17 protein-coding genes and 1 CRISPR repeat array (1 of these 18 cut by a window edge) are annotated in these 19840 nt (G+C 45.5%); of the genes, 6 read left to right on the top strand and 11 right to left on the bottom strand.

Annotated elements, in window-relative coordinates; all coding sequences use genetic code 11:
- Nucleotides 1-581: a CRISPR direct-repeat array (repeat unit 36 nt; unit sequence GTGATATAACCTCTGATGCCGTAAGGCGTTGAGCAC); it reaches 1879 nt to the left of the window's first position.
- Nucleotides 582-635: 54 nt separating this feature from the next.
- Complete coding sequence (locus AMICO_RS00575) at nucleotides 636-3212, bottom strand: adenosylcobalamin-dependent ribonucleoside-diphosphate reductase (RefSeq protein ID WP_013047534.1); 2577 nt, start codon at nucleotides 3210-3212, stop codon at nucleotides 636-638.
- A gap of 204 nt (nucleotides 3213-3416) precedes the next feature.
- On the opposite strand from AMICO_RS00575, the gene AMICO_RS00570 reads away from it, so the two are divergent.
- Nucleotides 3417-4598 (top strand): MalY/PatB family protein, encoded by a 1182-nt coding sequence (locus AMICO_RS00570; RefSeq protein WP_013047533.1) that lies wholly within the window; start codon nucleotides 3417-3419, stop codon nucleotides 4596-4598.
- A gap of 77 nt (nucleotides 4599-4675) precedes the next feature.
- Here AMICO_RS00570 and AMICO_RS00565 read toward each other — a convergent pair whose 3' ends face one another.
- From AMICO_RS00565 to tsaA, 3 genes are all read right to left on the bottom strand, one after another.
- Nucleotides 4676-6010 (bottom strand): L-cysteine desulfidase family protein, encoded by a 1335-nt coding sequence (locus tag AMICO_RS00565; protein ID WP_013047532.1) that lies wholly within the window; start codon nucleotides 6008-6010, stop codon nucleotides 4676-4678.
- 140 nt (nucleotides 6011-6150) lie between these two features.
- Entirely contained in the window at nucleotides 6151-6567 is a 417-nt protein-coding gene (locus AMICO_RS00560) for a RidA family protein (RefSeq protein WP_333593320.1), read from the bottom strand.
- A gap of 95 nt (nucleotides 6568-6662) precedes the next feature.
- Entirely contained in the window at nucleotides 6663-7157 is a 495-nt protein-coding gene (tsaA, locus tag AMICO_RS00555; RefSeq protein WP_013047530.1) for a tRNA (N6-threonylcarbamoyladenosine(37)-N6)-methyltransferase TrmO, read from the bottom strand.
- A gap of 96 nt (nucleotides 7158-7253) precedes the next feature.
- On the opposite strand from tsaA, the gene AMICO_RS00550 reads away from it, so the two are divergent.
- The gene (locus AMICO_RS00550; protein ID WP_013047529.1) at nucleotides 7254-10067 is read left to right on the top strand and encodes a UPF0182 family membrane protein; all 2814 of its coding nucleotides are present in this window, start codon (nucleotides 7254-7256) and stop codon (nucleotides 10065-10067) included.
- A 96-nt stretch (nucleotides 10068-10163) separates the two neighbouring features.
- On the opposite strand, the gene AMICO_RS00545 is transcribed toward AMICO_RS00550, so the two are convergent.
- Complete coding sequence (locus AMICO_RS00545; RefSeq protein WP_013047528.1) at nucleotides 10164-11522, bottom strand: alanine/glycine:cation symporter family protein; 1359 nt, start codon at nucleotides 11520-11522, stop codon at nucleotides 10164-10166.
- A gap of 390 nt (nucleotides 11523-11912) precedes the next feature.
- Between AMICO_RS00545 and AMICO_RS00540 the strand changes: the two genes are divergently transcribed.
- Genes AMICO_RS00540 through AMICO_RS00530 form a run of 3 tightly spaced genes read left to right on the top strand, consistent with a single transcriptional unit; the run spans nucleotide 11913 to nucleotide 13842 of the window.
- Nucleotides 11913-12950, top strand: a complete 1038-nt coding sequence (locus tag AMICO_RS00540) for an FAD:protein FMN transferase (protein WP_013047527.1) — start codon at nucleotides 11913-11915, stop codon at nucleotides 12948-12950.
- A complete protein-coding gene (locus AMICO_RS00535) occupies nucleotides 12934-13317 on the top strand; it encodes a NusG domain II-containing protein (protein WP_013047526.1) in 384 nt (127 codons plus the stop codon). Before AMICO_RS00540 ends, AMICO_RS00535 begins: the two co-directional genes overlap by 17 nt.
- 15 nt (nucleotides 13318-13332) lie before the next feature.
- On the top strand, nucleotides 13333-13842 hold the full coding sequence (locus AMICO_RS00530; protein ID WP_013047525.1) for a Gx transporter family protein: 510 nt from the start codon (nucleotides 13333-13335) through the stop codon (nucleotides 13840-13842).
- Between the two features lie 52 nt (nucleotides 13843-13894).
- On the opposite strand, the gene AMICO_RS10340 is transcribed toward AMICO_RS00530, so the two are convergent.
- Genes AMICO_RS10340 through rsxC form a run of 6 tightly spaced genes read right to left on the bottom strand, consistent with a single transcriptional unit; the run spans nucleotide 13895 to nucleotide 18785 of the window.
- The gene (locus tag AMICO_RS10340; protein ID WP_013047524.1) at nucleotides 13895-14695 is read right to left on the bottom strand and encodes an RnfABCDGE type electron transport complex subunit B; all 801 of its coding nucleotides are present in this window, start codon (nucleotides 14693-14695) and stop codon (nucleotides 13895-13897) included.
- A 14-nt stretch (nucleotides 14696-14709) separates the two neighbouring features.
- Entirely contained in the window at nucleotides 14710-15288 is a 579-nt protein-coding gene (locus AMICO_RS00520; protein WP_013047523.1) for an electron transport complex protein RnfA, read from the bottom strand.
- Between the two features lie 26 nt (nucleotides 15289-15314).
- The gene (gene rsxE, locus AMICO_RS00515; protein ID WP_013047522.1) at nucleotides 15315-15947 is read right to left on the bottom strand and encodes an electron transport complex subunit RsxE; all 633 of its coding nucleotides are present in this window, start codon (nucleotides 15945-15947) and stop codon (nucleotides 15315-15317) included.
- Nucleotides 15947-16516: an RnfABCDGE type electron transport complex subunit G gene (locus tag AMICO_RS00510; protein ID WP_013047521.1), complete on the bottom strand. Its 570-nt coding sequence runs from the start codon at nucleotides 16514-16516 to the stop codon at nucleotides 15947-15949. The genes rsxE and AMICO_RS00510 overlap by 1 nt, the downstream gene beginning before the upstream one ends.
- A 2-nt stretch (nucleotides 16517-16518) precedes the next feature.
- Nucleotides 16519-17454: an RnfABCDGE type electron transport complex subunit D gene (locus AMICO_RS00505; RefSeq protein WP_013047520.1), complete on the bottom strand. Its 936-nt coding sequence runs from the start codon at nucleotides 17452-17454 to the stop codon at nucleotides 16519-16521.
- A gap of 8 nt (nucleotides 17455-17462) precedes the next feature.
- A complete protein-coding gene (gene rsxC / locus AMICO_RS00500) occupies nucleotides 17463-18785 on the bottom strand; it encodes an electron transport complex subunit RsxC (protein ID WP_013047519.1) in 1323 nt (440 codons plus the stop codon).
- Nucleotides 18786-19102: 317 nt separating this feature from the next.
- Between rsxC and AMICO_RS09735 the strand changes: the two genes are divergently transcribed.
- Nucleotides 19103-19828, top strand: coding sequence for a transglycosylase SLT domain-containing protein (locus tag AMICO_RS09735; protein ID WP_013047518.1), 726 nt, complete (start codon nucleotides 19103-19105; stop codon nucleotides 19826-19828).
- The last annotated feature ends 12 nt before the right edge of the window (nucleotides 19829-19840 follow it).

Here is a 19840-nt window from a genome sequence, read left to right as displayed (position 1 = left end):
AAGGCGTTGAGCACTGCAGGGGTGTTTTGATAGGGAGGCTGTTTTGATGTGATATAACCTCTGATGCCGTAAGGCGTTGAGCACCGCTCAGCAAGAGAAGAGCAATACTGGAACCGCTCGTGATATAACCTCTGATGCCGTAAGGCGTTGAGCACTATACGAGGAAGTCCTAACGCCACGCGAACAAATAAGTGATATAACCTCTGATGCCGTAAGGCGTTGAGCACTCTGGAATGCAGGAAAGGATATCTCTCGCACAAAGTGATATAACCTCTGATGCCGTAAGGCGTTGAGCACAAATAGAATACATTTCATCCTCTGGTTGGCAGGATGTGATATAACCTCTGATGCCGTAAGGCGTTGAGCACCGGATGTGTTCCTGCATACATCAAAACCTTATCAAAGTGATATAACCTCTGATGCCGTAAGGCGTTGAGCACTGGCTCATGTCGGCATGGGTAAAAAGGGTTCCTTGTGATATAACCTCTGATGCCGTAAGGCGTTGAGCACCGGCACAAGTTGTTTTGTGCTGCACATTCTCGACGGTGATGTAACCTCTGATGTCGTAAGGCGTTGCAAAATGTTCAAAACAAAAATCCGGCCATATGGCCGGATTAGCTGATATTCTTCATCCCCTACTTACACGGCGAGTGGCCGCAGCTGAAGCAGTAGGCACATCCTGAGATCATTTCCATGGGGCTGCCGCATTCAGGGCAGCGCAGGTCATGTTTTTCTCCTGGCTTCTCTTCTTTTTCTATAAGTTTTTCGAGCAGCATGGCAATAGCGTCTGGAATGGAGCGGGCAACGTGAGTATCGTCATAGTCGAATACCCAGTACTCTTTTCCTGACAGGCCCTTCAGTGTTGCAATGAAGTCTTCGAGCTTGCCGCCGCTTCGCAATCCTATAGAGATAGCTCTGGAAAGGGCTTCTGTCATGGCGTTGAGCTCAGAGCCGCTCTTTCCAATGGAAGCAAAGACCTCAAAAGGTTCAGTGCCATCAAAGTTGAGGGTTACGTACATGCTTCCCCACGGCGTTTTCTGCTTAATCGTTTTTCCGAACACCACAAGACCCGGACGCTGTTTAACCTTGCTTGTGTGGGGAACCCCCTCTTCCTTTTTCTTCACCTCTATGGGTTGGGCAGATCTGGATCCGTCACGGTAGATGGTGATTCCCTTGGTTCCCAGCTTATAACACATTTCATACACTTTTTGCACATCTTCAACATCTGCGGAATAGGGCAAGTTCACTGTTTTGCTGATGCCGCTGTCGATATAGCGTGAAAAAATGCCTGTAACGGCAACATGTTCATCTGTGGATATGTCATAGGCAGTGACATAGGTTGGGTCTGAGATACAACCTGTCTGCTTCAGTTCCTGGTGCAGCTCTTCGCTGAGCAGCTTATGGCAGAATTCTCGCAGCTCATGCCCTTCCCCATCCTTTTTAATAATACGCCTGGTCCATGTCCAGGCAAAGTTGGGTTCAATTCCCGAGCTTGTATCCATAAGCATTGAGATTGAGCCTGTGGGGGCAATGCTGAGCCGGCGGCTATTTCTTATCTGACCTGATTCCAGGGCTTTCAGAACATCTTTTACTTTTGCGAGACGTTCTTCCTCACTTCCCAGGCCCTCATTGTTCACAATGCTTTCTATGGCATTTATTAATGTGTATGGAACCGTTTCGCTTCCCCTCATAAGAGCGATAAGGGAAATGATGTCTTCAATGGTGGTACTTTTAAGCCATTCGGCAGTAAAGAGCTCTTTCTGGCCCGTTTCATCTCTGAATTTATGGAATAGGTCTTTCACCAGGTGGCTTTCATCAAAGGGAGCTTTCCCTATAACCGAAACTATTTCTTCTGTGGCGCACAAAGCGGCTGCCGCCATGCTTTCACCAAGAGAGGTGCAGTATTCGTCAAAACGTTCTCCGCCGTAGCGCATTCCCAGCAAAATGGCAGCATCTGCCAGGCCCATGACACCCAACCCCACAGGACGAATCCTTTTTGTTCGCTCTTCGATGCGGGGCAGGGGATATGAGCAGGCATCGATCACGAGGTCAAGGTAATAAATTGAGCGGTAGACCTGATCCACAAAGCCGTCTGTGTCAAAAGCAGGAAGGCCGCCTTTGGACGTAACGAAGGCTTCTACATTAATAGAGCCCAGGTTGCAGCTCGTATAATTCGGCAGCGGCTGCTCCCCGCAGGGATTTGTGGATTCTATGCGCCACTCCGGGTCAAGCTTGAGGAGGTTGTCTGCATTGGCGCGATCGATAAAGAAAACACCGGGGTCGCCCCGTTTCCAGGCGCTTTCAGAAAGCTTGTTCCAAAGGTCTTTCGCTTTCACAGTTTTGGCCACTGAGCCGTCAATACGCGAGATCAATGGGAAATCGCCCTCTTCCTCAACAGCCTTAAGCAGGGCATCTGAAACACAGACTGAGATATTAAAATATGAAAGTTTGTTTTCTTCTGTTTTCGCATCAATAAAATCCATAATATCCGGATGATTATCAAAGAGCATCCCCATGAGAGCGGCACGGCGCTTCCCCCCCTGTACCACCACTGACCCCATGGTATTCCAGGTTTCCATAAAGGAGATGGGGCCACTGGCCTGTCCCCCGGTCCCCCCGTTTATACCCGCCCCTTTTTCTCTCAGCCATCCGAAATTTCCACCAACACCACCACCAAATTTACTAATAATGCTGGCATCTTTTACGGAGTCGAAAATGCCCTCGATGCTATCAGGAATATCAATAACAAAACATGCGAAAAGCTGCTGATTTTTTGTTTTCGAGGCCAGCAGGGTTTCGTATTCTTCAAAGGTCATGTGATCTGGAGACTTATAGACAAGGGTCGACAGCTTGGGATCAGTAGTCATACCCGCTCCGGCCCCAAAAAGGCAAGGAGAGTTAAAAAGAAACCGTCTGTTGAGAATATCGTTAAAAATATTCTTCTCAAGGGTTTGAAGCCATAAAAGGGATTTTGCATCGTTTTTATCGAGGTAGAGGGTTTCTGCACTCGCTATAATACGAGCCACCCGGCGCGCAAATTCTTCAAAGGAACGCTCTTGTCGTACTCCACCTTCTTCTTCGTCGTACCGGTGGATAAAATAACGCTGAGCAAGAAGCCATGTGGCATTTTCTGACAAACGGGGCTCCGCAGGGTGCTCAAGAACATCCAGGTCGATCTCGTGGTCAAAGCGTTGGTTGAATTCTTTCTTCATTACTCTCGACCTCTCTTCTTTTATTGCCCTATATATAGGGCTTGTTGAAAATCAAAACACTATTTATAAATGTACCACGCCATAGGTTTTTGGCATGAGACTGGAGGCTCAATCATATTTTGGAGCGTTATTCCTCCCAGGGTGTAACATGATATCATTAATGCTATATCAAAAAAAGCAACAGATTCTGCGGAGGTGAAAGCAGTGGGAAAATATAATTTCGATGCAATTATTGATCGGCACCATACCTCGTGTGAGAAATGGGACTTTCTAAAAGATAAGTTTGGCCGTGATGACCTCCTTGCCATGTGGGTGGCTGATATGGATTTTACAGCCCCTCCAGAAGTGATAGAGGTGCTGAAAGAGCGGGTGGACCACGGTATTTTCGGCTATACCGGCAGAACGGATAGTTATTTCGATTCAATAGTCCAGTGGGTTGACAAAAGACATGGCTGGAAGATCGAAGCTAATTGGATCCGTCACGCTCCTGGCGTTGTGCCGGCCCTTTCTATGTCTGTTCTTGCCTTTACCCAGCCTGGAGACGGCATTCTGGTTCAGCCTCCCGTATACCCTCCTTTTTACAGCGCTGTAAATGGACGGGGACGCCGAGTTGTAGAAAACCCGCTGGTATTTCGTGACGGCCGATTTGAAATGGATTTTGACGATCTTGAGAAAAAGATAGATTCTTCGGTGAAGATGCTCTTTCTCTGCAATCCTCACAATCCTGTTGGGCGGGTATGGACAGAGGAAGAACTTAAAAGATTAGGCGAAATCTGCGGACGTCACGACCTCATTATTGTTTCGGACGAGATTCATTCAGATATTGTTTTTAAAGGATTCCGTCATGTTCCAATAGCATCTCTCTCACCAGAGCTTGCCGCAAGAACCATTACCTGTATCGCACCAAGCAAGACTTTCAATATTGCGGGGTTATCAACGTCAGCCATTATCATTCCCAATAAGAGGATTCGTGATAATTACACAACTGTTCTAGATTTTCTTCACATTGACAGCGGGAATATCTTTGGAACTTTTGCCCTGGAAGCAGCGTACAGCAAGGGAGAGCCTTGGCTGGAGGCGCTTATCGAATATCTTGAAGGCAATGTAAATTTTATTGAAGACTATTTGAAGGAAAATATTCCTTCCATAAAGCTGGTTCGGCCAGAGGCTACCTATGTCCCCTTCCTTGATTGCCGGGGCCTTGGCCTTTCAAATGGTGCCCTTTTCGATCTGCTGATCAATAAGGCGCGGGTAGCCATGAATAATGGCGCATGGTTTGGAAAAGGCGGAGAGGGCTTTATGCGCATCAATATAGCAACGCCCAGGGCCCTCATAAAGGAAGGGCTGGACCGCATCGCCAGAGCCTTGGCCTGCATAGAAAAATAACACGATATATGAGTTAAAGAGCGGAGCTTTTCCTTAAAAGGAAGCTCCGCTCTTTTTGTTTTTTAGTATCCTCTATCTTATGACACTGCGTTCTTTAATGCTTCCTCGTCAGCATATCGCTTTGAAACGAATTCTATGATGATTCTATCAACGTCTATCATGCCCTCGATATTGATCGCCGATGCGTTCTCTATTGTTTTTTCAATGGTTTCGCCCACTACTCCTTGGGGGCCGTCAAGTTCGTTCCCCTCGAGCACGATCATGGCAGCACAGTAGGCCTCATAGGCTCCTGTTCCCACCTTAAGAGCACATGTATCTTTGGCGCCATCACATAACATTCCCACAAGATTGCTGACGAGTATTTCAACGGCCTTCTCTGCTTTATGAAGGTCGCCGGAAAGAAGAAAAGTCATGCCAGCAGCTGCGCCGGCTCCTGCTGCTACGCTACAACCGCATACTGGGCTAAGCCGCCCCATGCGACTTTTTATAAAGCTTGTGGTCAGGTGACTCAGGGCGATGGCCCTGGCTGTTTCTTCTCTGCTCTTCTGATAGTGCTCTGCCACAATAGAAACGGGAAGGATGGCTGTTATGCCATGGTTGCCGCTGCCAGCGCTGCTCATGACAGGGAGAGAGGCTCCCGACATCCTGGCATCTGCTGCTGCTGCAGAAATAGCTTTTACTTTATCTCCAAGGGTACGGAGGTCTGTGCCATCTCCGGCAAATTTCATCATGGTTTTTCCTACTCCGAGCCCTAATTTTCTTGTTGTATCAAGCCCTAGTCTGGCAATCTCCATATTCATGCGTACGCCTTCCATGACGTAATCTACGTCTTCTTCGTCTAAATCTTCAATAAGACGCACAGTTTCGCTATAAGTCATGGCTTTTATTTGATCGGAAATGCTTTTTTCTTCATTCTTCTGGGTATTCTGGGAAATTCCCTGGAGAGTGTATCGAGATTTACCATCGAGGGTAACTTTGATGATATTCGTGTGACTTCCTTCAATAACACATTCAGATAGGTGATGTGCTGTAGTAACTACTGCTTTGACATAAACACCGTGTCTATTCATGTCTGCTATAATCTTTACTTTTCCTTCTCCTACAAGATCTTGTGCCTTCTGCACTGCTTCTTCCGAACAATCTCGTAAAACCTCAAGACCGTACTCGGGGTTGCCGCAAACAGCTGCCAGAGCTGCTGCTACAACATTGCCCTTCAGGCCATTTGTTCCAGGAATACCTACTGCTATTCCATTCTTATAAATGCTGCTGCTAACTGTTACTTCTACATCTCTTACACACTCACAGTCAGCTTCTTTCCACGCCCGGGCGACAGCCAACGCCACCGCACCAGGCTCGGTACATCCGAGGGCTGGTTTTACTTCAGAGCGTAAAAACTCCTTAACAGTAAACATTTTACTTCCTCCTTTAATTTGAGTATCTATTTTTGTTTATTTTTGGCTTAACCATTTCTTCTGGTTGAATCCAATCTTTAAAATAAAAAATGGGGCCATCAAAAAAGATGCCCCCATTACATCACATCTTTCTTTTCTCTCTACTTCTGACAGGCAATAAGTTCCATTTCCACTTCTCCGCCAAGAGGTAAAGCAGCTACTTGGACACAAGAACGGGCTGGCTTATCGCCTTTAAAATATTCAGCATAGACCGCATTGACGGCGGCAAAGTTACCCATATCAGTCAGGAAAATGGTTGTTTTTACCACGTCGTCAAAGGTAAGTCCCGCTTCTTTCAATACCGCTGTAACATTTTTCATGAGCTGATGAAACTGTGTCTGGATGTCTCCTTCTACCATCTTGCCGGTTGCTGGATCAACGGGAAGCTGTCCTGAGGCAAAAAGAAAGCCACCAACCATGACAGCTTGTGAGTATGGACCAACTGCTTTGGGCGCATCCGGTGACGCAATGATCTTTTTCATTATTTTTTTACCATCCTTTCCATATGCAAATTCCACGCTATGGCCCCCTAATTATAAAAAATACAGAAGATATGTTCAATGTCTTGATCAAAAGTGAAAAATTTAGCTTTCCTGTCTATAAAAACCTTGTGCTAACCGCTAAAACGCTCGTCTGATTTAACTTCTTCTGCCTTTACAGCCTGTTTTTCAAGCCAGCCAGAGCGAAAAGTTCTATTGAAAATATCAAATTCCGGTACAAAGGGTTTTATATCGAGAAGAGGTGTCCCATCAAGAATATCTATATCTTCAATATACAGGGTGTTCCCTTTTATCGATACAAGGCGAACGATAGAAAGCCCTATCTGGTTGGGCCTTCTAGGTGCCCTGGTGGCAAATATCCCACGATATTCCGAATCCATAAAAGGTTTTACTGTAAGGTCGTACCCTTCAGAAAGATGAAACCAATACAGTAGATAGATGTGAGAGAAACCCTCAAGATCCTGCAGTCCTTTCTCATATTTAGGCAGCACTTCAACGGTGCCCCTAATGCCCCGGGCTCCCGCAGGCTGAATGGGCATTCCTTTTCTCTGACGAAATGGCGACCGGATGACACCAATACTTTGGAGTCTGAATTCCTCCACCATCATACACTCCCTCCAGTATCTTTTGATTTAATTTATTATATCCTATCTGTTCTGTAAAAACTTTTTTGACGGAAGTCAAAAGTTCGTTAGAATAGAGTTATGACTAAATATAATCCGTTTTCTGAAGATGAATGGTTTAACAATGAAGAAGCAACACCTCGCCGCAAGGTAAAATTTCCAGTCTTTCCCGGAGGAAAGAAATTTATCTGGCTTCTGGCCGCATGTGTGGTTATCGTCTTTTTGGCTATTCCCTCCCTGGGTCACTTCTATACCGATTATCTCTGGTTTGAAGCCCTGGAGCAGACAGCTGTTTTTTGGACCATGCTTGTGCCAAAGTGGATTTTATTTGCGGTGGCAACTGTTGTTTCTTTTGCGCTGCTTTTTTTAAACTTCCGTATTGCCAGGCGTAATACATTGAAGCTTCTCCCCGAAGATTCGCCTTTCGGCAATTTTCCTAAAACACTTACCTCTTCCGCTGTTTTTATAGGAGCCGGCATTTTAGCTTTGATGAACGGATTCTCCACACAGAAACACTGGGATATGATTCTGCGATTTCTTCACAGCAATCCCTTTGAGATCTCTGACCCTATTTTTGGCAAAAATGTTGCCTTCTATATCTATCATTTGCCATTCTGGTCTTTCATGCAGGAGTGGGGAATGGGCATTCTTATTCTAAGCCTTATTGGATCAGGCGCACTCTACGCCTTTGTGATAGTTCCTCTTTTTGCGGGGAACAGGCAAACGGTGCCCCAATCAGTATTCAAACACCTCTCTTTACTTGTCGCCGCCCTTGCTCTTCTTTGGGGGGCCGGATTTTGGCTTGAACGATTCAACCTTCTATACTCTCCAAGAGGGGTAGCCTTTGGCGCCAGCTATACAGATATGCATGCCGATCTTCTGGCCCTTAACGTTATGACGGGGCTTACACTTCTTGTTGCCATACTTCTTGTGGTGGGAATTTATAGGAGTACGTGGAAGTTTTCTGTCGCTACCCTTGGGATGCTGGTGGTTGCTTCTGTCCTTTTACGCGGCATTTATCCTGAGGTTATCCAGAAATATGTTGTAGAACCCAATGAATTTGACAAGGAGCGCCCTTTTATTGAATACAATATTGAAGCGACTCTCCATGCTTACGGACTCGATAAGCTAAAGAACGTTTCTATTCTTCCTGAGTCAGAAGCAACATGGGATAAGCTGGAGCAAAATAAGGAATCCATGCAGAATGTCCGCTTATGGGATTCCCGCCCTCTTCTTAGAAGTTTTAAACAGCTGCAGGAAATTCGCTCATACTACGACTTTATTGACGTTGATATTGATAGATATCGCTTCGATGAAGAGTACAGGCAGGTTATGATAGCAGCCAGGGAACTTGATCTTAAGAGTCTGCAGAACCCTACTTGGGTAAACCAGCACGTGGAATTCACCCACGGATATGGCATTGTCATGAACCCTGTAAATGAAGTCAGCCCTAGCGGCCTTCCCATACTCTGGGTTGAGAACTTGCCTCCACGGGTGCATATTCCAGTGGATCTCAGTCGACCTCAGATTTATTTTGGAGAAAAGCCTGACTCCTATATATTTGTAAAAACCACAGAAAAAGAGTTCGACTATCCCATGGGGACATCCAATGTCCGCACTACCTACGAAGGCTCCGGCGGAGTTTCTATCGGATCCTTTTTCAGGCGAATGCTTTTTGCCATGAGATATGGCGATTCCAAAATTCTGTTCACCTCCGTCTTCACCCCTGAAAGCAGAATACTTTTCTATCGGAATGTGCAACAGCGGCTTCGCCGAGTAGCCCCATTCCTTCTCTATGATTCTGATCCCTATCTGGTGATCCATGACGGCCGCCTTGTCTGGATGCAGGATGCCTATACCACGACAGACCGCTATCCCTACTCAGAACCTATTTCTATATCTATGGGAGATAGAAGGGGCTATTTTAAAATTAATTACATTCGCAACAGCGTAAAAGCCACAGTTGACGCCTATGACGGAACTATGCGTTTTTACATCGTCAATGAAAATGATCCTCTTATCAAAACATGGAAACAGATTTTTCCCTCCCTCTTTAGCTCTATTGAGGAAATGCCGAAGAACTTAAGAGAACATATCCGTTACCCCAAGGATATGTTCTCTATCCAGAGTGAAACTCTTAAAACATACCATATGCTCGATCCCAACACCTTCTATAATAAAGAAGACGTGTGGCAAACCTACAGAGGTAGCGACGGCACTGAACCTCTCGCAGCTCACTATATGATTATGAAACTGGGAGATGGGCAACCGGCAGAGTTCGCGCTCATTGCGCCTTTTATGCCCGTGGGAAGAGACAATATGATTGCCTGGATGGCAGGACGATGTGACGGTGAAAAATATGGAGAGCTCCTTGTCTATACCTTCCCCAAGCAAAAGTTGATTTATGGCCCTGCCCAGGTCGAGGCCCTCACTAATCAGCATCCAGAGATATCTTCTCAGCTCTCTCTGTGGAGCCAGAGAGGTTCTGATGTGATCAAGGGCAATATTATGGTCATCCCCATTGAAGACGCCGTTCTTTACGTCCAGCCTCTCTATTTGAGAGCTGAAAACAGCGACCTTCCAGAACTCAAGAGGGTTATTGTTTCCACAGGAGGCAGGGTGGAATGGGGGGAACGTCTTGATGAAGCCCTCGAAAAGCTTCTTGGGAAGAGAGAAGGGAAAACTTCAACAAAACCTCCCCTGCCAGCAAAAGAAGAAGCTGGGGAAGAAAAGCCTCTTCTTTATGATGGGGCTATAAAAGAGCTGGTTCAACAGGCCCAGCATACGTGGGAACAGGCACAAAAGGCTCTAAAAGAAGGAAATTGGAACAGATACGGCGAAATGATGAAACAGCTGGAATCCCTTCTTCAGCAATTAGGAAATGCAATTCAATAACGTAATTAATGAGGAACGGGGCGGTTTAAAAACCGTCCCGTTTTTTGGTGGAGTGTCCAAAATAGAATGTCTGTGGGAAAGTGAATCTAATTGGTTCTACTTGCTACTCTTCAGCATTCCATCGTTGTCATAGTCATCGAGAGCTTTCGATACAACTTTAGCCAAACCAAGGACGGCAATAAGGTTGGGGATAACCATCAAGCCGTTAAAGGTATCAGCAAGCTCCCAGACAAGATCTACTTTCATAGTTGACCCGATAACGATGAAAATCATAACGAGAATTCGATAAGGAGTTAATCCCTTGATTCCAAATAAGTAGCGGATATTCGCTTCTCCGAAAAAGTACCAACCGATAATAGTTGAGAAGGCAAAGAAAAGCAGGCAAATAGCTACAAAGATATTTCCAAATCCTCCGAGGGCTTGAGTAAAACCAGCCTGAGTTAAAGCTATTCCCGTTGTCTTACCGTCAAGAACACCTGTTGTAAGAATGACAAAAGCTGTTATGTTAAGAACGATGAATGTATCGATAAACACTCCCATAATGGCAACTAATCCCTGTTGTGCAGGGTGTTTTACTTTAGCAACAGCGTGAGCATGAGGAGTGGATCCCATACCAGCTTCATTGGAAAAGAGCCCGCGCGCAACACCGTAACGAACCGCTTCTTTTACACCTACGCCGATAATTCCTCCCGTAGCGGCTTTCGGATTAAAGGCTCCGTAAAAAATCATCTTTATGGCCGGTAGAATAGCATCAACATTCATTGCGAGGACAACAACACCGCCAATAAGATACATAAGAGCCATAATAGGAACGGCCTTCTCTGTAAAAGAAGCGATGCGGCTGATGCCGCCAAAGAAAATGAGCCCAGCCAAGATTGCAAGAGCAATTCCGACATAGAGAGCGGGAAGATTAAATGCTGTCTGGAAAGCATCGCTTATAGAGTTTGACTGAACCATGTTTCCTATAAAACCAAGAGCAATAATAATTGCGATAGCGAAGAAAACAGCTAATCCCTTGCTTCCGAAACCTCGACTAATATAATAGGCAGGGCCTCCAACGATCTGACCGTCAATGTCTTTCTCTTTATATGTTTGAGCAAGTACGGCCTCAGAGAAAATGGTGCTCATACCAAAGAAGGCGCTGATCCACATCCAGAATATTGCTCCCGGCCCCCCGGAAGCAATGGCCGTAGCAGCTCCGGCAAGGTTTCCAGTTCCAACTTGTGCAGCTATAGCTGTAGCCAAAGATTGAAAAGATGACATTCCCTCTTTTCCGGCTTTTTCTCCGAAAAGGGTTATACCGCCAAAAGCATTTTTGCAGACAACTCCAAATTTGCGTATTTGAACAAAATTAAGGCGAAAAGTAAAATAAACACCAGTTCCGCAAAGAAGGAAAATAAGAACGTAACCCCACAGAACATTATTAACACTTCTTATAACGTCAATTACTTCCACGGCAAATACCTCCCTATGCATATATTGTATAAAGAATGCAAACAACTTCTAAATATAGAATATGTTATTTTGATAACAAAGTCAAAGTAAATAGAAAAAGTTTAAATATAAAAATATATTTGTTTATGTATAATTATATATAAAATGGAATAATTAATATTTGCAATAAAAACAGTAACAACACTCTGATCGTTACGTTTCTTTTGGAAAGAAGTTGCAAAAGACTTGCTTCATAGAAGAAGCGGCAGAGGGCTTTTAGAGTTTTTTTGTTATTAAGTAGCCATATTCATCCAATCCACGTACAATAAAGAGCACAAGAATTCAGAAACAATAGAAGTGCGGATTTTGAAAAAAGAGCACAAGAATTCAGAAACAATAGAGGTGCGGATTTTGAAAAAAGTTTTTTTGGCAGTCATTCTTGGCATAATACTTTTTCTTGCAATCTTTTTCATGAAGTCGGTTAAGAGGCCTCATCCTTTGGAACAAACAAGCTACGCTCTAGGTACCATTCTCCACTTTCAGATTTGGGGCAAAGATGCAAACCAAGCTCTCGAAAAAGCCTTGTCACGCATTCACGATATCGAAGTTCATATGTCGACACACGATCCTAACTCAGATATTTACAAGGTTAATGTGTCCTCTGGCTCTTCATTTGTACCTGTTCACGAAGATACGTTCTATGTTGTCGAAAAGGCCATTGACTATGCCTATAAAAGTTCTGGAACCTTTGAGCCAACTATTGGGGGGTTAGTTAATCTCTGGGGAATAGGAACACCAGAAGAACGTCTTCCTTCAGAAGAGGAGATAGCCAACGCTGTTTCGCTTATTGGCTATGAAGAGGTTCAACTAGATAGAAAAAATATGAGCATTCGTCTTCCCCGTTCGGGTCAACATCTTGATTTGGGAGGAATCGCCAAGGGGTATGCAGCAGATGAAGTTGTTGCTATTCTAAAAAGAAAAGGTATAAAAAGTGCTTTGGTCGATTTAGGAGGAAATATTTTCGTCCTTGGGACCAAACCAGACAGCACTCTCTGGAACGTAGGGGTTCAGAACCCGCTAGAGCCCAGGGGGCAATATCTGGGGGTTCTTAGAGTTTCAAATAAATCGGTGGTAACATCTGGTAATTACGAACGTTTTTTTGAAAAAGATGGAAAACGTTATCACCATATCTTTGATCCAGCCACAGGATATCCTGCTGAATCGGGCCTTTTAAGCGTTACTATTCTTTCAGATCGATCGATCGACGGCGATGCTCTTTCCACTGCCCTTTTTGTTCTGGGAAAAGAAGAGGGATTGAAGCTTGCGAGCTCCATTGAAGGAGTGGAAGCCCTTGTGGTGACAAAAGAAAAAAAGATTTACGGCACTGCTGGAATGGATGATTTTTTTAAACTGACCAACAAGGAATATACCTATGAAAAAGGGAAATAAAATTATTCTGACCGCCGTGCTATTTCTTCTAGTTTTAAGCTCTGCCGGGAATTTGCTCTATAGAAGCCACCTTAACAAAAATAAACCTGTGGCACTTGTAGAGCAAAACGGCGAGAAATTGCGGGAGATCTCCCTTAAGGATATTCTCGCCTCTGAAGACTGGGTCATCCACAAGGGTGAAGAACAGAGTGTCATCAGAATTGAGCCTGGAAGAATTCGTTTTCTTGAAGCTACCTGTCCTCATCAGCAGTGTGTAAAGACAGGCTGGCTATCAAGGCCTGGGGAAACGGCAGTTTGCCTGCCCTATAAGCTCTCTATAACCATCATCGGTCCCGCTGGCGAGGGACCTGATGCACTATCTCATTAGAAAGAAGGAGTCTCTATGCTAAGAGCGAAGTTAAAGGCCATGATCGTCATAGGGCTTCTCGTAGGGCTAGCTCTTACCATCCATGTGGCAGAAGCCCAGATCCCCATGGTTTTTCCCGGCATAAAGCTGGGCCTGGCCAATATTATCACCCTTATGGCCCTGGACCTGTACGGATGGAAAGAAGCCCTTATGGTGACGCTCCTTCGCGTTGGGCTAGGGGCCTTTTTCACAGGGAATGCTATTTCTTTCCTCTGCAGCTTTACCGGAGGGCTTTTAAGCTGCCTCGTTATGATAGAACTTCATAGGCGCTTTAAAGAATCGGTTACGCTGCCTTATATAAGCATTGCTGGAGCTATAAGCCACAACATTGGACAGCTTATTGTCATCGTACTTATAATTCAAAATCTCTATGTCTTCCTCTACCTGCCCGTACTTCTTGTATCAGGCGTTATTACGGGATACGGTACAGGTTTTTTGGCTTCACTTCTCAGCAGTCGCATAAAACAAGTTCCGGGGATTCTCTAACCTTCCCCGGAACTTGTTAATCTCACTTTAGCCTGCCAGCTGTTTTTCTTTTTCATCCTTCAACAATGACAATGGCCCGCGCGGGGCACTTCATGGCACAGATTTTACATCCCGTGCAAAGGTCCGGATTTATGACAGGCAAATTATCTTTCATCGTGATGGCCTGGGAAGGACATAGCTTCGCGCAGAGTCCGCATCCGATACATCCCACTGCGCAGATGTTCTTTACACCTGCTCCCTTCTTGGTAGAATTACACAGCACCCGCATTGCCTGATCGGCGGGGATAAGAGTAATCACGTCACGGGGACAGGCCGCTACACAGGCTCCGCAACCGGTACAAAGGCTTTCGTCCACTACGGCAACCCCGTCTTCCACTGATATTGCATCAAAAGCACAGGCGGTAACACAGCTTCCAAATCCCAGACATCCATTTTTACACGCTTTAGTCCCGCCTCCCGGCACTACAGTGGCCTTTCTGCAATCGAGCACCCCTTCGTAAAGAGATATCTCTTTCGCCTTGGCCCTGGAACCGGCACATTTTACAAAGGCAACTTTTTGAACAAAACTTCCAGCATCAACACCGAGGATGGCTGCAATTTTCTCAGCTGTTTCGGCCCCCCCTGCCGTACATTTATTAGGGGCCGCCTGCCCGGAAACAACAGCTGAAGCATAGGCGTCACAACCCGCATACCCACACCCTCCACAGTTTCCTCCCGGCAGAGCATCTTTGATCCGAGCAATTCTAGGATCAACCTGTACCGCAAACTTTCTGGCTGAAAACCCCAGCAATAACCCAAAAAACAATCCTAATCCCCCAAGACTTAGCGCGGGGTAAATAAGAGAATTTATCATTCTGCGCCTCCTTCCTAGGAGAACAATCCGTTAAAGCCTAAAAATGCTATGGACATTAAAGCCGCAGTGACAAGACTTATGGGCAAGCCACGCAATGCTTTGGGCATATTCGTATTGTCCTGAAACCGCTCTCGCAAGCCTGACATTAAAACAATAGCAAGCAAAAAACCGAGGGAGGCGCCAAGGGAATGGGCTATGGCCTGGAGCAAGGTGTATCCTTCATTCATATTGATAACCGCTACACCCAATACAGCGCAATTCGTCGTGATGAGAGGCAGGTAAATGCCAAGAGCCCAGTAAAGAGATTCCCACTTTTTTCGAACCACCATCTCCACAAACTGGACAAGAGCCGCGATAACGAGAATAAAGGCCAATGTATAGAGATAGGTAATACCCAAAGGTACAAGGATAAGATTATATACGATCCATGTCATGAGGGAGGAAAACGTCGTAACAAATACAACAGCGAGCCCCATTCCCACGGCTGTTGCCACGCTGTTAGAAACGCCAAGGAAGGCACAAATTCCTAAAAACCTTGAAAGAACAATATTATGAACTAAAAAAGCATCAATAAATATGGCAAAGAAGCTCATCTGAATTTCCCCTTTACAACTAAACTTTACGCATCAGCGAAATGGCTTATTCTCTTGTTCTCTTTTTTTCTTCTCGTGTTTATGTAGTTTATAAGGGCCATAAGTATCCCGAGGGTTAAAAAACCACCTGGCGCAAGAATCATAATAAGGGCTGGGCTGTACCCTGCTGGAAGGAGCTGGGCCCCAAATAGAGATCCAGAACCTAAAAGTTCGCGGATGGAACCGAGAACAACCAAGGCTAATGTAAAGCCAAGGCCCATGCCAATGGCATCAAAAAGAGAGGACACTACACTATTTTTTGATGCATGGGCTTCTGCCCGGCCCAAAATAATGCAGTTAACCACTATAAGTGGAATAAATATCCCTAAAGCTTTATTCAGCCCTGGAAGGAATGCTTGCATAAAAAATTGAATGAGGGTCACAAAGGTAGCAATAATAATAATGAATGCCGGAATTCTCACTTCGTCAGGGATAAATCGCTTCAAAGCTGAGATAGCCATATTGGACCCCATGAGAACGACCGTAGCTGCAAGACCCATTGCAAGGCCATTTTCTGCACTCGTTGTTACAGCAAGGGTTGGGCACATTCCAATAACTTGCACAAAGATGGGATTGTTCTTTATTATTCCGTTTTTGAGCCTCTCTAAAACCATTCCCATTATGCCCCTTCCCCCTTTAGACTGGATCGGAAAAAGGCCAATGCCTCATTTACACCATCAGTCACAGCCTTTGATGTAATAGTAGCTCCTGTCAGCGCCTGTATTTCATTGTCTTTAGAAGGTTTTCCCTTCACCAAAGCTATCCCCTCCCCCTGTCGATCCACGAACTGGTTTGAGAAGGCTGGTTTTCCCGCTTCCGCACCTAATCCCGGAGTTTCAGCATGAGAGAGAATCTGAATCCCTCGAAGGGTGCCATCTATGGAAACGCCCACCATCATGTCAATCACTCCCCCATATCCTTTGGGAGAGATCTTTATGTTGTAGCCTACGATTTTCCCATTGCTGTAGCCAGCGTTCACTTCGTGAATTATGCTTTGAGCAGAAATGATCGGGCTGATTCGCTTAAATTCTTCCGCCGTAGGGAGAGTGGATCTCATGGCGTCAAGTTTTTCCTTTTCAAGAAGGCGGGCAATGGGCTCTTCCGTAACTCCATGGATTCCTCCAAGAAGAAACCCTGCGGAAGCTGTTATTATAAATAGAATAACTCCTAGTTTGCATATGTTCTTCACTTTTATCTCACCTCTCCAAAAATCCGTGGAACGGTTACCTTGTCAATGAGGGGAACAAAAAGGTTCATTATGAGAATCGAATATGAAACGCCTTCTGCGTATCCCCCGTATAACCGGATTAGGGTTGTTAGAATACCGCAACCCGAAGCAAATATGACTTGCCCTTTTTTTGTCATTGGAGAGGTGGTGTAATCGGTTGCCATAAAAAAGGCTCCTACCATCAACCCTCCAAGAAAGATCTCATAAAGAGGATTCCCCGTCATCCAGCCCTCCCGTCCCAATAGTGCTGTAAGAACAAAGACAGTGGAAATATATATAACAGGTATGTGCCAACTGATCACCTTGCGCCAGAGAAGATAGGCGCCGCCAAGCAAAAGGGCCAATGCCGAGGTCTCTCCTAAACATCCCCCCACATGGCCTATAAAAACATCGCTAAAGGTAGGAAGGATTGCAACAGCCCCCTCTTTCAACAAAGCGAGGGGTGTTGCCGTTGTCATCCCATCGACGGCCCAGGTCGTCATCGCCACCGGCCACGAGGCTAAAAGCATCGCACGGGCAGCAAGGGCGGGGTTAACTATATTTTGTCCGATCCCCCCAAAAAAGTGCTTCACCACAATAATGGCAAATATGCTCCCGAAAGCGGCAAGCCAGAGAGGAACTGTGGGAGGGAGGTTAAAGGCTAGAAGAAGCCCTGTTACCACGGCGCTTAAATCCTTGATTGTTTGGGGATGCCCCATTAGTTTTTGCCATGCAGCTTCTGAAATAACACTGGCAAGAACACAAACAGCTATAACCGTAAAAGCCTTAAATCCAAAAAAATACAATGCCGCTGCCAATGCTGGAGCAAGGGCAATAAGAACATCGCCCATTATTGTCTGCACAGTAGCATGGGCCCGAAAATGGGGAGATGATGCAACTACAAGTTTTTTTTCAGTCATCTTTCACGTTACCCCTTTCTCTTCATGGCTGCTATGACAGATCGCTTTGCCTCTCGGCAAGATTGCACCAGATGCCTTTTGGAAGGGCACATAAAGGAGCAGGAGCCACACTCGATGCAGTTCATTCCGCCATTATTCTTAAAACCCGTGTAATCGCTCTTCAGAGAGAGAGCATTCAGCTTAAAGGGAAGAAGTCCCATGGGACAGGCCTCAACACATCGGCCGCACCGGATGCAAGAGTATTCTTCATTCAACGGAGCCGCCTTTTCTGAAAGAGCGATGATCCCCGACGTTCCCTTGACCACCGGCACATCAAGACTATTGATAGACATTCCCATCATAGGGCCTCCAGCCAGCACTTTGATGGGAGGCGTAACAAAACCGCCCGCTGCCTCTATGACCTCTCTGAAGGATGTTCCCAGACGGACCCTCAGGTTTTTGGGAGTGGCAACTGCATCTCCTGAAACAGTAACTATCCGGGAAAGGGACGTTCGCCCGGTCACAACAGCGTTGCGAATCTCATAAACAGTATAGGTATTAGTTACAACGCAGCCGGCATCGGCAGGGAGCTTGCCCGAGGGCACTTCCCTCCCTGCAACGGCAAATATCAGCTGTTTTTCGCCGCCTTGAGGATATTTAGTCTTCAAAACATCCACAGAAGCCCTGTCTATTCCTTTAAATGCTTCTGTCATTTTTCTTATGGCCTCCGGCTTGTTATCTTCAATAGCCATATGCAGATGGGCCTGGGGGAATATTTGTAGAAGGATGCGGGCGCCTTCCGCTATCTTATCTGGCTCCTCAAGCATCATGCGATAGTCGGAAGTAAGATAGGGCTCACACTCTGCGCCGTTTATAATAACGTGGTCTATAGGCCTATCTGCGGGAGGCGTCAATTTTATATGGGCGGGGAAACATGCACCACCCATACCGACAATCCCTGCATCCTTTATAATGGCTCGAAGCTCATCAGGAGCAAGATCCTCAAATGATCGGGACATAAGAGGCCCCGCCTCTTCATAGAGGCCATCATTTTCAATTACGACTGACATGACATCCATGCCAGGAGGAGTTGGCAATTCAGCTATATTCTTTACCGTGCCAGAAACACTTGAATATACGGCAGCTGAAACCGGCCCCTGGGGTTCCCCTATTTTTTGCCCGACAAGAACCCGATCCCCTTTTTCAACTACAGGCTTACAGGGCGCCCCAATATGCTGTCCCATAGGATAAACGAAATCTCCCATGGGCCATAAGTCTTCAATAGGTTTTTCGGATGTCCAATGTTTATTGTCTGGAGGGTGGGCCCCTCCTCTAAAAGTTAAAAGCCTCATTGCAACCTTTTGCCTCCTATAAACATCAGATTAATGACAATGACAACGCAAAATATTTATGTATAAATTATACTACATACTTCATGCTTTCATAATTAGTTCTTTTTTTCTCTTTATTCTACACGCTTTGCGCCATTTTTTCAGACTAATCGCGGTATTTTAAAAAAAGAACGTTTTCAATAACATGATTTGTAGCAAATTAATAAGGAACTACAAAACTTGCACATCTCCTCTTGATGGATATAATCTCTTATTGCCTTTCATGCCAAAACATGAAGGGCTTTTAATTTTCCGAACTCTGAAAGGAGGGAAACAGATTGAGGAAAAGCATTCAAAAAATGGTCCTCACTGTTTTGCTGCTCTCCATGGCCGGGCTGATAGCCTTTACTGCAGGAAATCGTTATATTCATTTTATGCCCCGCAATAGAAAGGAGACAATACAGTCCCAAAAAATTCAGCTTCACGATTGGGTTTCTGAACCCGCCGCCGCATCTTTTTATCAGATAGGTCGATTTGTGACCAACCATTTTTCAGAAGTCCTGTCTAAACATTCAACCCCATTTATTTCCCTTTCTCATACCATTCAGGATTCCATAAAAACCATGAACATGCTGACACATTTTATACAAAAACAAAATCCGGCCATCCCGAGAGATGTAGCTGCACAAGAAGCCGCTGCTTTTATGAGATACTCCACTAAATACGGGGCACCCCTTGATCTGGTAGTAGCTGTAGCAAACACGGAAAGTCACTTTAACCCTGACGCAAGAAGTTCTTACGGCGCTGCTGGCGTTATGCAAGTAACGTGGAGGATACACGAAAACTTGCTGCGCGCTAACGGTATCCATAGTGAAAAAGAGCTTTATACTGCCGACAAGGGAATTGCTGCGGGATGCCTGCTTATTTCAAGGTATCTTAGAGCCTACGGCTCTCCCGAAAAGGCCCTGGGCCGCTACTACGGCGGTTCGGCATCGGTCTATTGGGGAAGGGTTTCCAAAAACTTATCGAAGCTTCAACGATATCGTCCTAAAAATCATCTATAATAATTTAGTAAC

The sequence above is a fragment of the Aminobacterium colombiense DSM 12261 genome (assembly GCF_000025885.1).
Classification (GTDB): domain Bacteria; phylum Synergistota; class Synergistia; order Synergistales; family Aminobacteriaceae; genus Aminobacterium; species Aminobacterium colombiense.
This window is presented reverse-complemented; position numbering and strand designations above follow the sequence as displayed.

Coding starts and splice junctions, on each gene's coding strand:
- AMICO_RS00575 (WP_013047534.1), bottom strand. CDS start 3,212: ATGAAGAAAGAATTCAACCAACGCTTTGACCACGAGATCGACCTGGAT.
- AMICO_RS00565 (WP_013047532.1), bottom strand. CDS start 6,010: ATGTTTACTGTTAAGGAGTTTTTACGCTCTGAAGTAAAACCAGCCCTC.
- tsaA (WP_013047530.1), bottom strand. CDS start 7,157: ATGATGGTGGAGGAATTCAGACTCCAAAGTATTGGTGTCATCCGGTCG.
- AMICO_RS00550 (WP_013047529.1), top strand. CDS start 7,254: ATGACTAAATATAATCCGTTTTCTGAAGATGAATGGTTTAACAATGAA.
- AMICO_RS00535 (WP_013047526.1), top strand. CDS start 12,934: ATGAAAAAGGGAAATAAAATTATTCTGACCGCCGTGCTATTTCTTCTA.
- AMICO_RS00530 (WP_013047525.1), top strand. CDS start 13,333: ATGCTAAGAGCGAAGTTAAAGGCCATGATCGTCATAGGGCTTCTCGTA.
- AMICO_RS10340 (WP_013047524.1), bottom strand. CDS start 14,695: ATGATAAATTCTCTTATTTACCCCGCGCTAAGTCTTGGGGGATTAGGA.
- AMICO_RS00520 (WP_013047523.1), bottom strand. CDS start 15,288: ATGAGCTTCTTTGCCATATTTATTGATGCTTTTTTAGTTCATAATATT.
- rsxE (WP_013047522.1), bottom strand. CDS start 15,947: ATGGGAATGGTTTTAGAGAGGCTCAAAAACGGAATAATAAAGAACAAT.
- AMICO_RS00505 (WP_013047520.1), bottom strand. CDS start 17,454: ATGACTGAAAAAAAACTTGTAGTTGCATCATCTCCCCATTTTCGGGCC.
- rsxC (WP_013047519.1), bottom strand. CDS start 18,785: ATGAGGCTTTTAACTTTTAGAGGAGGGGCCCACCCTCCAGACAATAAA.